Origin of the sequence: Photobacterium sagamiensis (assembly GCF_050337085.1) — a bacterium.
In the GTDB taxonomy this organism is placed as follows: Bacteria; Pseudomonadota; Gammaproteobacteria; order Enterobacterales; family Vibrionaceae; genus Photobacterium; species Photobacterium sagamiensis.
In genome coordinates this window covers 74,376-88,812 of the sequence record NZ_JAKJSP010000014.1, presented here as the reverse complement: position 1 = coordinate 88,812, position 14,437 = coordinate 74,376, and the positions used below count along the sequence as shown (strand labels likewise).

The window sequence follows — 14,437 nt, the reverse complement described above, 5'->3', positions numbered from 1 at the left end:
TATGCTTTATCCTTGGCATCAATCATTGTGGCAAAACTGGCAGCAATTGCTGGGGCAGGGGCGTCTGCATCATGCGGTATTGCTGCTTTCTGCTAAGGGGAGCGGACGAGAGGTTTTAGCGAAACAGCTGGCGAAGACGGTATTGTGTCAAAATTGCGATACTGAGCCCTGTGGTGTTTGCCATAGCTGCCAGTTGGTTGCCGCTGATACCCATCCTGATTTCCATATTGTGAAGCCAGAGCAAGAAGGCAAGCAAATTGGGGTCGATGCCATTCGCCAATGTAATCGGTGGGCGGTGGAAACGTCACAACTGGCCGGTCAGCGGGTGATCATGATTGGACACGCTGATGCGATGGGCGAAGCCGGTGCTAATGCGATATTGAAAACCCTTGAAGAACCGCCTTCTGGTTGTCAGTTTATTTTAACGGCACAGTCGCTTGATAGTTTGTTACCGACGATTGTGAGCCGTTGTAACAAATGGCGTTTGGCTACACCTGATGAGCAGGAAGTTAAGAGATGGGTTGAAAAGCAGTTAATGCAGTCGATTAAAATTGAGGCTGTCCGTCTCAATAGTGGTGCGCCACTGGCAACCATGCAGTTTGTCGAGCAAGGTCAAGATATCCGCCATGGTAATCTGATCGACGCATTTGCGGCATTTTTACAACCTCCCTATATCGGCATCTACGATGTTGCCGGTTTGTGTTCCGGTGAAGGTATTACCAGCTTAAAGTGGCTAAGCTATTTCATGGTTGACTGTATTAAACTTCAGCAAGGGGTCAGTGAATACCTGGTTCACGGCGAGTCTCTAGCCAAAGTACAAACGGTTGCCGGACTTGTGCCACCTGCAGTCTTAATACAGCAGGTAAGAAAGATTAACGAATTACATAGAATGTTAGAAAAACAACGCGGATTAAATACCGATCTGCTCCTTGTTGAGTGGTTAACCGGTTTCTTAGGAGAAAATAACAGTGTTAGTTGATTCACATTGTCACCTGGACAAATTAGATTACGAGCAGCTTCATACAGGAATTGATGATGTGTTAGCTAAGGCCAAAGCACGTGGTGTCGACTACTTCCTTTCGGTTGGTGTTACGCTAAAAAGTTTTCCTTCAATGATGGCAATGATTGAACCCCATGGAAACGTGTTCGCATCTTGCGGTGTGCATCCGCTGGATATTGAAGAAGGTTTTGATTTTGACCAGCTGAAAGCATTTGCACAGCATGAACGTGTTGTTGCAATTGGTGAAACAGGATTGGATTATCATTATCAGCCAGAGCTTGCAGGACAGCAGCAGGAAATCTTCCGTCAGCACGTACGTTTAGCCGTAGAGCTGAATAAGCCATTGATCATCCATACTCGTATGGCGCGCGAAGATACGATGCGTATTTTACGCGAAGAAGGCGCTGAAAAGTGCGGCGGAGTGCTGCATTGCTTTACTGAAAGCCTGGAAATGGCACAAGAAGCGATTGAGTTAGGTTTTTACATTTCAATTTCAGGCATCGTAACCTTCAACAAGGCCAGCGAACTCAAAAATGTCGTGAACAACTTGCCACTCGAATGCTTGCTGGTTGAAACGGATTCCCCTTACCTTGCGCCAATTCCGCACCGAGGGAAACAAAACCAACCTGCCTATGTACGCGATGTTGCACAATACATCGCGTTATTAAAAGGGGTATCGGTTGAAGAAGTTGAAGAAGTCACGACCAATAACTTCTTTACACTTTTTTCGCGAGCCGAACGTTAGAATATCAGATGATTAAAAAAGGAGCTTAGGCTCCTTTTTTTATTTCTCCTGCTCCATATTTGTGAATGTGTTTTGTTTTAGAAACTTTTTCACATTTAATACACTTAATCACATTATGCAATTAAATTGTAAATAAACGACATATAGCAATAATCCTACAACTTTGAATGGCAATTGAACGAATAGTTTCTTTGCTACCTGCTGCGTATTTATTTGTTAACACAACGATTTTTAATGCTCCAGACCGATTCCAAGCAAGATCTATTGGGCTTCATATTTACATTTTGAAATTTTATTTCATGCAGTCTGAACGTTTTGATGGTTGTCGGTTCATATTTAAGGCTATGTTTTATTGTAGTAATAAAATAAATGAGAAAAGTGGTGCTAGCATTATGACTGCGGGGGTATATCGCTTGCACGTATATTGATCTCTAAATAAAACATCGCACTCAGGAGCACAATATGTTTAAGAACCTTTTTGCTAACCTGCAGAAAGTCGGTAAGGCACTTATGTTGCCTGTATCGGTTCTGCCGGTAGCCGGTATTCTATTGGGAGTCGGCGCCGCTAACTTTAGCTGGCTGCCAGAAATTGTTTCTCAGATTATGGAACAAGCTGGTGGTTCCGTCTTTGGTCAAATGTCTCTATTGTTTGCAGTAGGTGTTGCACTTGGCTTTACGCACAACGATGGTGTTGCCGGTCTGGCTGCTATCGTCGGTTACGGCATCATGACGGCAACGCTAGGCGTGATGGCCAGCGTGATGGGGGCAGAGAAAATCGATACTGGTGTACTTGGTGGTATCCTTGTCGGTGGTTTGGCTGCATGGGCTTTTAATCGGTTCTACCGTATTCAGCTGCCAGATTACCTGGGTTTCTTTGCGGGTAAACGTTTTGTACCCATCATGACCGGTTTCTGTGCAATTGGTCTTGGTGTTGTTCTTTCAGTGATCTGGCCACCAATCGGTGGGGCAATTCAGTTATTCTCTCACTGGGCAGCAGAGCAAAACCCAACGGTTGCGTTTGGTATCTACGGTATTGTTGAACGTTCTTTGATCCCATTTGGTCTGCACCACATCTGGAACGTCCCGTTCTTCTTCGAAGCCGGTAGCTGTATCAACGCTGCGGGTGAAGCGCGTACGGGTGTACTGACTTGTTATCTTGAAGCCGACGAAGCAACTCGCCTTGCCGGTAACGGCTTCGGTCAGCTTGCCGGTGGTTACATGTTCAAAATGTACGGTCTGCCAGCGGCAGCAATCGCTATCTGGCATTCAGCGAAGCCTGAGAACCGTGCGAAAGTGGGCGGGATCATGATCTCTGCGGCGCTGACGTCATTTCTGACCGGTATTACTGAGCCAATCGAATTCTCGTTCCTGTTTGTTGCCCCGGTTCTATACGGAATTCACGCATTACTGGCGGGTTCTGCCTTTGTCATGACCAACATGCTAGGCATGGTGCACGGTACGTCTTTCTCACACGGTTTTATTGACTTCGTGGTTCTTTCTGCAAACGCTCAAAAAATAGCATTATTCCCATTAATGGGCCTAATCTACGCCGCTATCTACTATGGCGTGTTCCGTGCAGTTATCGCTAAGTTTGACCTTAAAACGCCAGGCCGTGAAGAGGAAGAAGAAGAGGCTGCAGTAGCTGTTACTGGGTCTGAAATGGCGAAAGAGCTGGTTATGGCATTCGGCGGTAAAGACAACATCACCGGTCTGGATGCATGTATCACACGACTGCGAGTTTCTGTAGCAAGCATTGAAAATGTTGATCAGGATAAGCTGAAAAAATTAGGCGCAGCAGGGGTAGTTATTGCGGGCGGTGGTGTTCAGGCTATCTTTGGTACCAAGTCAGATAACCTGAAAACTGATATGGATGAGTGGATACGTCATCACTAATATGGCTCACTGACTTAGTCAGTTTGGTATAACGGGAAGCTTAGGCTTCCCTTTTGGCGTTTGCAGGATCTGTCCCGTCCTAGAGTGACAAAAAGAACAACATCAGTACGGGAACCAGCAAGCTCAGGATAAAACCACTGACAATGGCGATAGGTACGCAGCGAATGCCGCCGCTGTTCTGAATGACCGGCAGGGTGAAGTCCATCGCTGTGGCTCCGGCATAGCCGATAGCCGTATTGGGATAACGCTGAATAATGATTGGGATCAGGCTCAGGGCAATAAGCTCTCTGAGCAATTCATTTAAGAATGCTGCGCCACCATAAATTGGCCCCAGGCCATCGCCGATTAATATGCCGGCTAACGAGTACCAGCCAAAACCAGAAGCCATCGCTAAACCGTGGTTAAATGGAATATCCAGGATAAAAGCCGCAATCAGGCCGCCAGTTAAGGAGGTGGCAATGATCACGAGGGCAATAATAATGCCTTTCTTATTCAATAATATCTGGCGTAAAGTCATGCCGCTATTTCGAAGTTGAATGCCAATCAGAAATAACAAAATGAGCAGAATTGTTTCACTCGCTTGGTCTACCCAGGAAAGATCGAAACCTAGTGTGACCCCCACGATCAGCCCCCCGGCGACCACTAAAACCAAACGTACTGATTCCATGACCATTTTGCTAAGGGGGAGTTGACGATGATCGTGACTGGTATCCGTTGGCCATAGCCGATCTAAGAAAGGCAGTGCAGCCAGATTACATAAGCTAATCGAGATGAAAAACGTCAGGGTATAGATAAGGATTTGGTTCAGGTTCTGCCCCAAATTATCCAATCCTGCCAAGCTTAAACCCATCAATGCAAGGATCACCAACACAAGGCAGCTGGTCTGGGTATTAATGAATTCTAATACCGAACTTTTATTAACAGGTATTAAATAGCCAATTATCAATGGCAGGAAAATGTAGAGCATCCCTGAGAACATGAGCATCCTTAACGTATTTTCTAAATATCAATATTTGATAAGTATTTTAATAGCTTACCAATAGCGCTTAGCCATGGTCAATTGAAACAATACGGCACATTGCACCGCATTGGGGGGGAAGGGTTACATACCGCTGTCTTTCATGACATTGCGAATTTGGCTCTCGAAATCGGCGTCAGGCATGTTGGTGAGTTCATACATGACTTCGGCACCAGCCAAATCAAGTTCGACATGGTGTTCATTGATGGCCTCATCATTATTTTTAAACATCAACAAGTGGTTGGCCATTCGAGCGATATCCAGATAACTGGTTGTATTGTCTTGTTCCTGATAGGGCATCGCTTTATTTGAAGAGACTTCCAGATAATCATCATCAAATCCCCAATGCTTTAACACCATTGGTGTCGCTTCACCACAGCAGTGCTGGAAAACATAGGTCGCGATGTCGAGATCAAGGTAGTTACCATGGTTCAAGTAAGACTGGTACTCATTAATTAAACCAAATAAGCCGATATCGGCTAACAAACCAGTCAGCAAGGCTTTTTCTGGTTCAAGTTTTAACGATTTTTCACTATGTTTCGTTATCCCCTGACATATCAATGCCATAGTACCGGCTAGCTGGCGCGAACGAATAGCACTTTGCGACAATAATAAATTACACTCATGACTAAAATGACTTTTATTTTTCAGCTCTTCAATTGCTTGCGCGGTGACGATATCTCTGACTCTTAGAATGCCTAAGCGAGATACGGCGGTTTGAAGATCATGACAAATAATATTGCGTCGATTGAACATAATAGTATTTGAAGTGCGGACGATCGATGCTGCCAAGCTTGGGTCATCGAGCAAAAGATCAGCAATATCACGAATCGTTGTATCGTCGGCGTTACAGAGAGTATGCAGCTGAGCTAATACCTCAGGTATCGGGGGGAGTGATAGACGATTTTTTCTGACTGCGTCTTTTACAAGAGAGCAAAATTCAGACTCCAGCCCTTTGATGATTTTTTCATTTTCAGGCTTTAGCCAAAAAAAAGATAAATGTGTCATTACTGATTGTAGTTAATAATGGATGAGATGATTCTAACGCGAGCGGAGAGTGATAGACAGGGTCGTAGCCCAAAAAAGAGAAAGAAGTTAAAAAAATTCAAATCAGGTATCGCTACTCTTGTCATTATATTCTGTATTTAGCAATTTCAGCAGGAATCGAATTGTTAACTTTGGGCTTTCCTGAGTAATGAGTAATTGTTTATATTGAACTTCAAGAGGTAAGATCTCAATCCATCTCTGGCAGATCCAACTAACATCATTGTATTTAGGGGCTGAATATAATGCACCGATTTCAGGCATGGTGGAGTAAAACAGTTTCAGTTTATCACTCAAACATTGTGTCGTATTACTAATTGGCAAAGAGTGCCACTGAATGTAAGGCTTATATTCTCCAGTCAGAAGCCCGTCATATTCAATATGAATTTCGAGCAGACGGATTTTTCTTTCCCCCTCAACAGTGACTCCCAGCAAGCCCCCTTCAAGAGCGTTAAAGTCAACAATATTGACCAAGGTTGCAATAGCAGGAATGTTTTTTACCTCTTGTTTTTCATCGGCCTCATTGAGCATGCACATTGTAAAACCAGAGTCTGACGCTAGCGATTCCTTGACCATACGAATGTATCGTGCTTCAGCAACCGTGATTTCGAGTCTTCCGCCGGGTAAGACATGTTCAGATGATGGGAGCAGTGCCGTGCGTGCCATTTTATACCCTCAACTTATTACTATTAACAATAGACCTCAGTGATAAGAATAACGATAAGACATTGGCATATTATTTGATGTTTTTGAGATATTACCCGACAAAAAATATGGTCAAATTTTGTCACTTTTCCCTTATTTTGCGATGAATAATATGCCTCAAATCTCAAAATTAACTGTTCATTGTTTCATATGTGGTAATTATAATTCCTGTGTGTCATTGTCAATTTGTTGGCGCTTTTTGTTTGGCGTTACCGGAAAAAAAGACCAATAACGTTTGGCTGGAGGATATACAGTGACTTCGTTCAAGGAAGAATTCTATAACTATCTGAGCGGCTTCGGATGCCATGAGAAACGCTCGATGTTCGGTGGAACAGGTGTTTTTATCAATGGTGCTATGTATGCGATTTTAACGGAAACCTCATTGTTTCTCCGCGGAGGAGGCGATCTTGATGAGAAACTTATTGCGTTAGGCTGTGTGAAATTCAAACACATTAAAAGAAGTACAACAGCTGTTGTCAATTATTATGATGTTACTCAATTGTTTTTGTGTGATGCGAAAAAATGTAGCGTACTGGTCAATGAGTCTATTGACATATCACGGAAAGAGAAGGCTTTTAAAACATCGGATCAGAGTAAGCGATTGAGAGACCTACCGAATATGCGTCTAACCTTAGAGCGTATGGTTAAAAAGGCGGGCATTCCGGATGTTAGTAGTTTTGTTACATTAGGTGCTGCTGAAGTGTATCGCAAAGTACGGAGTACACATGGCAGTGATGTTGACGTGAAATTGCTCTGGATGTTTGCGGGTGCAATTGATGGTTGTCACTGGACGTTATTGAAAGAAGAGCAGAAACAAAGCTTGTTAAGCGCTATTAAATAAAACTATCTATCTTTGCATTACGAAATGAGTGTCTGGCCACCTTTTTTGGGTGGCTTTTTATTTGGTATAATGCGACCAAATAAATATGCTCCATTTGGGACTCTATGCAATTACCTAAACTTACGGGATCTGTGCTGTCTGGCTTGCATTGCTTTCTTATTGCCGCAGATCAGATGAGCTTTACTCGTGCTGCAGAAATTCTTTACCTTACCCAAAGTGCAGTTAGTCATAAAATTAAGAACCTCGAAACCAGCCTTGGAGTGCAGTTATTTATTCGCCAGCCCCGCAAGCTGTTATTGACTGAAGAAGGGAAGCGTTTAAAAGCCGTTGTTGCGCATAATTTTGGAGACATAGTCCATGAAATCAGGGATTTAAAAACATTAGAGTTAAGCGGTGATCTGAATGTTTCTGTGCCGCCGACCTTTGCCCAAACCTGGCTGTTACCTCGCCTCAAACATTTCATCGATAAATATCCGGCATTGCGTTTTCATCTTCGTACCCGTAATGATCTGGTTGACTTCCAGACCGAATCATTTGACTGCGCGATCTACTTTGGACACGGAAAATATGCTGGCCTGCATTCAGAGAAGTTAATGGATGAAACGATGCTGCCAGTGTGTAGCCATGAATATGCGACAGCACATAATCTTTATGAGCAGCCCGACAATCTGACATCATGTATGTTGCTGCATGATGCAGCACCATGGGCCAGAGCAGGCCGTAACGATGAATGGCAATACTGGGCACAGCGACAAGGGGTTCTATTACCCGAGAGTGGCTGCACCTTTGATCGTGCTGATTTGGCCTTACAAGCAGCTGAAAGAGGGTTGGGTGTAGCGATGGGACGGATGTCTTTTATCGCAGAGCAATTGGCGACCAATCGCTTAGTAACACCTATTAATCGGCCTGTTCGTTCACCACTAAGTTACTACGTGGTGTGTCGCCAGGAAGTGGTTTCCTCACCGCGAATTAAGGCATTTCAGCAGTGGCTAACCAGTGAAATCTCTGACTGGCCTGCCAATTAAGCAGCCATTAAAAAGCCCCTTGTGGGGCTTCTTTATTTAGTATTTGAAGCGTGTTGTCAGCATGATATGGTCGTTGTAAGTGTCGTTGAAACGACCTTCTGCGCCAATAGAGAATAGCTCTGTCGCATGGAATCGCGCGTATATTGCACCGATAGTGTTCTCATCATCATCAATGCTGGTGTGACCAATCAGACCGCCAACTTCAAGTTGCGGGCCAAGCCACTGGCGAATACCTACATTCACTTCCATGCCTAGTTCACCGCTGGAACTAGTGTGCTTTTCACTTTTTACGTTACGAAGCTTAAGTTGACCGGTGATATCGGCCCAATTGTTAACTGGTGCGTGGAAACCAACACCCAGAGCAAGGTCCCAGTCATCCTCGAATTCCGTATCGATACTTCCGGTAATATGTGCATTTGGGTGAACAGATTTACTGAAACCTGCGCCGTAAGTTAGCGGGCTAATACCAATACGCGCCTCAGCGTAATCGTAACTGAAGTTACTCATCGTTGTTAGTGACTCAGCATGGACTGCTGAAACAGATGCCAGCATGATGCCTGTAGCACAAAGAAATTTACGCATGATAATTAGTCCAAGGAGCGAAAATAATCCGCTCATTTTAATAGACAAATAAATTCAATAATAGATTTTTGGTCTATTTAGTTGAATTATTGATGTGTGTATGAGTAAAAATGCAGCAAAAATCACATAAAAGCGTGATCTGCCACTCGATTATCATCCAGACCTAATGAGATTAAGAGCATATAAGTGATTAAAAAATAACCATCTAAGGCTGGAATTATAGATAATTTGGAGTTAACGCGGATTAAAAGCCAAATCGGGTTAGAAACAGGGAGCATTGTATGCTCCCCAGAGCGCGAACTTGGTGTCAAATTGATCGGTTAATCTGTTTAGTCTTGCTGAATTTATTTGATATCAATCTTCATTTGTAAGCGTTCATTCGGAATGTTGTATGCCAATTAGATGTCTGATAATGATAGGCGGTTATTGCTCAGTGCTTGCATGATCCTTCCGGTATCCAATACGCGTACCCATGGCATTAAATCTTTTTCATTATCAATCATATAGGTCGTTAGCTGATCAATTGCTACATCGATTAACTGATCGCCGTTCCAGGGTTTAGAAATAAAATAATCCAGACTGGCGTTATTGACTGCCTGGACGGTTTCCTCTAATCCCGCTTGTCCGGTCAGCAATACTTTTCGTGCCCTGGTGGTTTCTGACTGGTGCTTTAATTCGATGAGAAAATCTATTCCGGTTTCTCCCGGCATAATGTGATCGCATAAAATCAATGCCAGTGGGATATGATCCGCAATGGCTTCTGCCAGCACTTCTTTTGCTTCATCCACCGATTCCGCCGCCTCAATGATAAAGTGTTCTTCAAGTGTATTGAGATCACGCAAAACGCTGTCCAGTACTTCTCTTTCGTCATCGACACATAAGATGAGGTATTTGTTCATATGCTCTCCTTTAGCTGCATTTACCTGACCGGCAGCGTGACTATCATTCGAGTAAATTGACCGGGTTCTGATTCCACCCGAATTTGTCCATCGTGTTGGTTGATGATCTGCTGGCAAACCGATAACCCGATACCTAAACCGAAATTGCCTTCGCGTTTGGTCGTGTAATTCAATGCGAAGATTTGCTGTTGCTCATCTTCGGGGATCCCCTTGCCGTTATCTTCAACAACAATATCAATTTGTTGCTGGTTGCTCTCTGGAGTAAAGCGGGTTGTAATATGGATCTCTCCGGGCTCTTCAATGGCATCCAATGCATTGGCAATAAGGTTTGTCCAGACTTGCTGTAAGGCGATAGGCTGACAGGTGATAGGGGGAAAGTCGCCATACTCTTTCGTGACATGATGACGCTTTAAACGGTTTTCAAAGATGACTAAGGTGTCTTCCAGACCTTCGTGCACATCAACCGTATGTGTTGTTTCGTCATCCTGACGGGCATAACTTTTTAAACTCTTCACCAGATCGGCGATGCGATGCGCGCAGACGTTAATTGAACGTAAGAAATTACCCATTTGGTAATAGTTATCCCATTCATTCATTACCGGCTTTAACTGGTTTTTCTGTGGTAATAGCCATGAAGTCAGATGGTCATGATCATCGATGCCCATCTGCACGGCTTTACGGGCGAGCTGGCGATCACCAAGCAGTCCTTCTAATTGCTTGGCACGCTGACGGGTTTCCGAGGTTGATAACGGCCTTGATTGCATGGCCTGTTGCAGAATCTGGTTACCACGGGTTTGGTTGTCATGGCTAAGCTGAGACTCAGTGAGTTTACTGACCGTCTCTTTCAGGGTTTCACTGCCACGCAAAATGGCCGAGACCGGGTTATTGAGTTCGTGGGCGACCCCTGCAACCAGCTGTCCCAACATGGCCATTTTTTCTTTCTCAACCAGTTGATGATAGGCTTCATCCAACGATTTCAATGTCTGCTGTAGTCGCAATTCTGTTTTAATACTGCCTTGTAAGCGGCGGTTGAAGTTGCGTAACAGTAAGTTGGTAAACAGCGGTAATAACTCGGTGCGTGAGTTCATAACCTTAGTAAATAACTGGCGGTCGAGCTTGATAACATCGGTTTTACTGAGGGTGATACCGGTAGAGAAGGAAGGTTCACCTGTAACAAATGACATCCCGCCCACTAAGTGCCCGGGGCCCACTCTGACCACTTCGTGTTTGCAGCCGTCATTATCTTTCTTATAGAGCGCGACTTCCCCCTGAGTGATGAGCCAGAGAAAACTGTTGGGTTCGCCCTCGGTGGTGAGCAAATGACCTTCACTGTAGGTACGGCAGGCCCGGCTTTCATCATTACCATCAAAAAAATCATGCAGCGCATCTGCGACCTGATTTGCTAAGCTTTCATCATCCAGGCTGTTGGTATTTTGAATGAAACCGGAACGGAAACTCGACATTTGGCGGTCGATATGGGCTTTTAGAATACGGCGGTGATCCAGCGCCTGACTGTATTTAAGCCAGTCTTCTTCCGGGTGTTTGAGAATGTAGGTGGTGAGCTCTTTAACCAGAACCCGATTGAGTTCGTCTTTATTCCAGGGCTTGGTCAGGCAGTAATTTAAACGGCCTTCATTGACGGCTTGCATGATGGCGTCAAGTTGCGGCCTGTTGTTGAGAAGAACGGTACGTGCTTGCTCGGTGGCGGGGTACTGATCAAGGCGGATCAGAAAATCGACGCCCTGATCGGTTCCTAATTCGTTATCACAAATTACCATGGCAGCCCGTTGGCCATTTTGCTCGATAAAATGAAGTGTTTCATTGGCCTCTTTTATGCTGTCGGCACCAACGATATCGAACAGTTTTGCAAAAGGCGCTAAATCCCGGCTTAATCGTTCAACCACTTCAGGGTCATCATCGAGGCATAAAATGACAAAACTGTTCACCCACATATCCCTATAATAAATATCGTTATCGAGAGTGTATGATAATTCACCAAAAAGGACTGAGACGCTGATTACAAACCTGCAAAGAACTGTTTCATTAGTGATTGATCAATAGAGGAATATTCCCAGTTGTAATAGACTATACCCAAACTACCTCAAGATGCCGAATCTCGAATCTTGAGATAGTTTGGGTATACATTCACTTGAATTTTTAAATCAGGATACGACATGCTGAAGAAAGTAGCTGCGGCTGGTGGTGCTGTTGTTATTGCACTCTGCTGGCCATTTGCGACAGGTCAGGTAGGAGAGCGGATATATCTCGATACTGTTGGAAAATATGATAGCCCTTACGTCAGCATTATCAATGCTAATTATGATCGTGGTTACTTATCTTCCGATGCTGTTTCTCGGATAGAAATTAAAGATGCCTTTAAGGCGATTTTTGAAGATGAGGGTTTACCAACCGTCTGGTACATTGAACATAAGGTCAAACATGGCCTGTTTGGGGTAAGCTCTGTCAGCTCTTTGGTGTTGGATGAGGCGCTTCAACCGATTGCCACCGATCTATGGGGGGACGGCGTAGCACCGATCACCTTTACCACATCGACGGCATTGACCCGAAAGACAGACTTTAACATCACCATTAACCCGGTTTCTTACTCTGAAGAAACCGGAGCCAAAGCCGACATCAAGGCTTTTGTTATGGAAGGTACGGTTGATGCTGAGGGGGCGAGTGAGTTCAGCTATCGTTTACCTGAAGCCGAGATTATCACCCTGGCTGACGAAGCCATGGTTATGAAAGGGCTTGTAGGGGGCGGTAACGGCGTATTAGATGGCCAGTTCTGGATTGGCAGCCAACATTTTACCCTTAACAGCGTGAGCTTTATTGATCAGGTCAATGATAAGAGTGTTGAAGTTGAGAACGTAAAGCTGGGAATGAGCAATACCCTGACCCAGCCCGATCCGACATCTGATGCCGCAGAACAACAGCTCACCAATCTGAATACGGTGACTATTGCTAAAATAATATCGCTGGAAGGGGAAGAGTTCAGCAATTTCAACTTCAAAATGGCATTTGCTGATCTGAACTATCGTGCAATTAGTCGCCTGGGTGACATGGCTGATGAGCTTGACGATCAAATGACAGCCGAGCAGGCTGAAGAAGCCTCATTAGCCCTTGATCTGCTGGTGGCTAAAGGGCTGACATTTAATCTTGAAGATTTAAGCGTAACGACACCGCAAGGAGATGTGAAAAGTAACATCAATGTGGTAATTGCACCGGGAATTGCTCGTGCGTCGGAAAATATCGCGCAAATCACAGAGAAGTTATCCGGGCAGATTAACTTGGTCTTGCCACAGGCAATTGTCGATGAAGATCCTATTTTGTCTGAAAAAGCGGCGATGATGGAGCAAGGCGGTGTGGTTGTGAAAGAAAACGGTCAGTACAAAATGCAAATGAAGATTGAGGGTGACCAGATCATTTTGGCGTCGGGTGATCAACTGCCGCTGGCCATGCTGTTAATGTTGTTTATGTAGCATTTTCGATAACAGGCTCTGCTCGCGTTCGTTGTTGATGTCGTCATTCAACAGCGCTGCGTTTGGTATTGCTGACAAAATCCCGCTGTTATCGCGGGATTTTTACTTTCTGGGCATCGCCGGGTTCATTTGTATCCGATTCCAGAATATTGATGGTTTTCTGCATGGTCTGCTCGACGACTTCCATTAGAAGGCGAACTTTTTGCGGCTGAAACTGACGGTCTTGATAGGCTGCATAAATGGGGGTCGCGCTTTGGTAACGGTCGTTGAGCAGGGGTTGCAGGATACCCTGTTTAACTAGGGGGTTGGCCAGCATTTTGGGCAGTTGGGCGATGCCCAGTCCCGCTTGTGTCAGGCGAAGTGCCAATTCCGGTGAATCGACGGTAAGCTTCGGTGACAGAACAAGGCGTTTTTTCTCGACGCCATCGTCAAAGTGCCAGTGCGGAGAGGTGCCAGAGTGATAGCTAAGGAAAATGCAGTCATGTGTTATAAGCTGCTCTGGATCTTTAGGCTCGTCAACGTATTTGAGATAATCGGGACTGGCGTAATAGCCGGTCTGGAATGTCGCAATCGGCTTGGCAATCAAGGTTGAATCCTGAAGCTTGCCGGGGTTGAGTAACAGGTCGAAGCGGCGCTCCGACACCTCATTCGGGTTGGATTCAAAAGAGCGAAGATCCAATTCCAGCTCTGGATAGTCGCGGCAAAACCCCGTGATCTCCTTAGCGAAGAAATAGTGGAGCATGATAGGGGCAAAGACCCGTAGCCGGCCTGACACTTGCACTTTTTGCTGGCTTAACATCAGCTTGGTTTCTTCCACATCCTGCAATAGCTGCAACGCGCGATCATGAAACTTTTCACCCATCTCAGTCAGGGTGAAATGGCAGGTTGTGCGATGAATTAAACGCACACCTAAGTGGTTTTCGAGTTCACGGATCCGCCTGCTTAAGGTGGACTTGGGAATACCGCAATATTCCGCTGTCCGGGAAAAACTGCCGTGCTCTATCACCTGAATAAACAGCTGGGTATCGTCGAGGTTCAATGAGCTCATGGGGTTAAATCATTCAGTAAGACAGTTGGTGCGCAGAGTGTACATTTGCTGAGGGAATATTATCTGAGTGGGATCAAAATTCAGTCGAAATCTGTTTTGGATATGAATTAAATGCGGAGCGTGAAATGCAATCTGTCTAGTATACTTTCGGCTTG

General features: G+C 44.9%; 13 protein-coding genes. 6 read left to right on the top strand and 7 right to left on the bottom strand.

The features are described from left to right. Nucleotide 1: 1 nt before the first annotated feature. The 3 genes from holB (at nucleotide 2) to ptsG (ending at nucleotide 3,638) form a co-directional block, all read left to right on the top strand. Nucleotides 2-979, top strand: a complete 978-nt coding sequence (gene holB / locus L4D76_RS05025; protein ID WP_428439845.1) for a DNA polymerase III subunit delta' — start codon at nucleotides 2-4, stop codon at nucleotides 977-979. After that, nucleotides 969-1,745, top strand: a complete 777-nt coding sequence (locus L4D76_RS05020) for a TatD family hydrolase (RefSeq protein WP_428439844.1) — start codon at nucleotides 969-971, stop codon at nucleotides 1,743-1,745. Before holB ends, L4D76_RS05020 begins: the two co-directional genes overlap by 11 nt. 462 nt (nucleotides 1,746-2,207) lie before the next feature. Continuing rightward, on the top strand, nucleotides 2,208-3,638 hold the full coding sequence (gene ptsG, locus L4D76_RS05015) for a PTS glucose transporter subunit IIBC (RefSeq protein WP_428439843.1): 1,431 nt from the start codon (nucleotides 2,208-2,210) through the stop codon (nucleotides 3,636-3,638). Nucleotides 3,639-3,717: 79 nt separating this feature from the next. Here ptsG and L4D76_RS05010 read toward each other — a convergent pair whose 3' ends face one another. The 3 genes from L4D76_RS05010 to L4D76_RS05000 all read right to left on the bottom strand — a co-directional run bounded on the left by L4D76_RS05010 (nucleotide 3,718) and on the right by L4D76_RS05000 (nucleotide 6,366). Beyond that, nucleotides 3,718-4,617 carry a LysO family transporter gene (locus L4D76_RS05010; RefSeq protein ID WP_428439842.1) on the bottom strand — a complete coding sequence of 300 codons (900 nt, stop codon included), beginning with the start codon at nucleotides 4,615-4,617 and terminating at the stop codon, nucleotides 3,718-3,720. A gap of 123 nt (nucleotides 4,618-4,740) precedes the next feature. Further along, complete coding sequence (locus L4D76_RS05005) at nucleotides 4,741-5,664, bottom strand: HDOD domain-containing protein (protein WP_428439841.1); 924 nt, start codon at nucleotides 5,662-5,664, stop codon at nucleotides 4,741-4,743. 102 nt (nucleotides 5,665-5,766) lie between these two features. Further along, nucleotides 5,767-6,366 (bottom strand): LON peptidase substrate-binding domain-containing protein, encoded by a 600-nt coding sequence (locus L4D76_RS05000; protein WP_428439840.1) that lies wholly within the window; start codon nucleotides 6,364-6,366, stop codon nucleotides 5,767-5,769. A 292-nt stretch (nucleotides 6,367-6,658) separates the two neighbouring features. On the opposite strand from L4D76_RS05000, the gene L4D76_RS04995 reads away from it, so the two are divergent. Beyond that, on the top strand, nucleotides 6,659-7,246 hold the full coding sequence (locus L4D76_RS04995) for a TfoX/Sxy family DNA transformation protein (protein WP_428439839.1): 588 nt from the start codon (nucleotides 6,659-6,661) through the stop codon (nucleotides 7,244-7,246). Nucleotides 7,247-7,350: 104 nt separating this feature from the next. Next, nucleotides 7,351-8,271, top strand: a complete 921-nt coding sequence (dsdC, locus tag L4D76_RS04990) for a DNA-binding transcriptional regulator DsdC (RefSeq protein WP_428439838.1) — start codon at nucleotides 7,351-7,353, stop codon at nucleotides 8,269-8,271. A gap of 36 nt (nucleotides 8,272-8,307) precedes the next feature. Here dsdC and L4D76_RS04985 read toward each other — a convergent pair whose 3' ends face one another. The 3 genes from L4D76_RS04985 to L4D76_RS04975 form a co-directional block, all read right to left on the bottom strand. Then, entirely contained in the window at nucleotides 8,308-8,853 is a 546-nt protein-coding gene (locus tag L4D76_RS04985) for a hypothetical protein (protein WP_428439837.1), read from the bottom strand. Between the two features lie 398 nt (nucleotides 8,854-9,251). Further along, entirely contained in the window at nucleotides 9,252-9,752 is a 501-nt protein-coding gene (locus L4D76_RS04980) for a response regulator (RefSeq protein ID WP_428439836.1), read from the bottom strand. 20 nt (nucleotides 9,753-9,772) lie between these two features. Beyond that, nucleotides 9,773-11,698 (bottom strand): ATP-binding protein, encoded by a 1,926-nt coding sequence (locus L4D76_RS04975; protein ID WP_428439835.1) that lies wholly within the window; start codon nucleotides 11,696-11,698, stop codon nucleotides 9,773-9,775. Between the two features lie 228 nt (nucleotides 11,699-11,926). On the opposite strand from L4D76_RS04975, the gene L4D76_RS04970 reads away from it, so the two are divergent. Further along, nucleotides 11,927-13,234 (top strand): DUF945 family protein, encoded by a 1,308-nt coding sequence (locus tag L4D76_RS04970; RefSeq protein WP_428439834.1) that lies wholly within the window; start codon nucleotides 11,927-11,929, stop codon nucleotides 13,232-13,234. Nucleotides 13,235-13,322: 88 nt separating this feature from the next. Here L4D76_RS04970 and L4D76_RS04965 read toward each other — a convergent pair whose 3' ends face one another. Further along, complete coding sequence (locus L4D76_RS04965; RefSeq protein WP_428439833.1) at nucleotides 13,323-14,282, bottom strand: LysR family transcriptional regulator; 960 nt, start codon at nucleotides 14,280-14,282, stop codon at nucleotides 13,323-13,325. Nucleotides 14,283-14,437 lie beyond the last annotated feature (155 nt).

Bases quoted from the DNA above. Each gene is read 5' to 3' on its own strand.
- dsdC (WP_428439838.1), top strand. From the start codon at position 7,351: ATGCAATTACCTAAACTTACGGGATCTGTGCTGTCTGGCTTGCATTGC.
- ptsG (WP_428439843.1), top strand. From the start codon at position 2,208: ATGTTTAAGAACCTTTTTGCTAACCTGCAGAAAGTCGGTAAGGCACTT.
- holB (WP_428439845.1), top strand. From the start codon at position 2: ATGCTTTATCCTTGGCATCAATCATTGTGGCAAAACTGGCAGCAATTG.
- L4D76_RS05005 (WP_428439841.1), bottom strand. From the start codon at position 5,664: ATGACACATTTATCTTTTTTTTGGCTAAAGCCTGAAAATGAAAAAATC.
- L4D76_RS04965 (WP_428439833.1), bottom strand. From the start codon at position 14,282: ATGAGCTCATTGAACCTCGACGATACCCAGCTGTTTATTCAGGTGATA.
- L4D76_RS04980 (WP_428439836.1), bottom strand. From the start codon at position 9,752: ATGAACAAATACCTCATCTTATGTGTCGATGACGAAAGAGAAGTACTG.
- L4D76_RS04985 (WP_428439837.1), bottom strand. From the start codon at position 8,853: ATGCGTAAATTTCTTTGTGCTACAGGCATCATGCTGGCATCTGTTTCA.
- L4D76_RS05010 (WP_428439842.1), bottom strand. From the start codon at position 4,617: ATGTTCTCAGGGATGCTCTACATTTTCCTGCCATTGATAATTGGCTAT.
- L4D76_RS04970 (WP_428439834.1), top strand. From the start codon at position 11,927: ATGCTGAAGAAAGTAGCTGCGGCTGGTGGTGCTGTTGTTATTGCACTC.
- L4D76_RS05000 (WP_428439840.1), bottom strand. From the start codon at position 6,366: ATGGCACGCACGGCACTGCTCCCATCATCTGAACATGTCTTACCCGGC.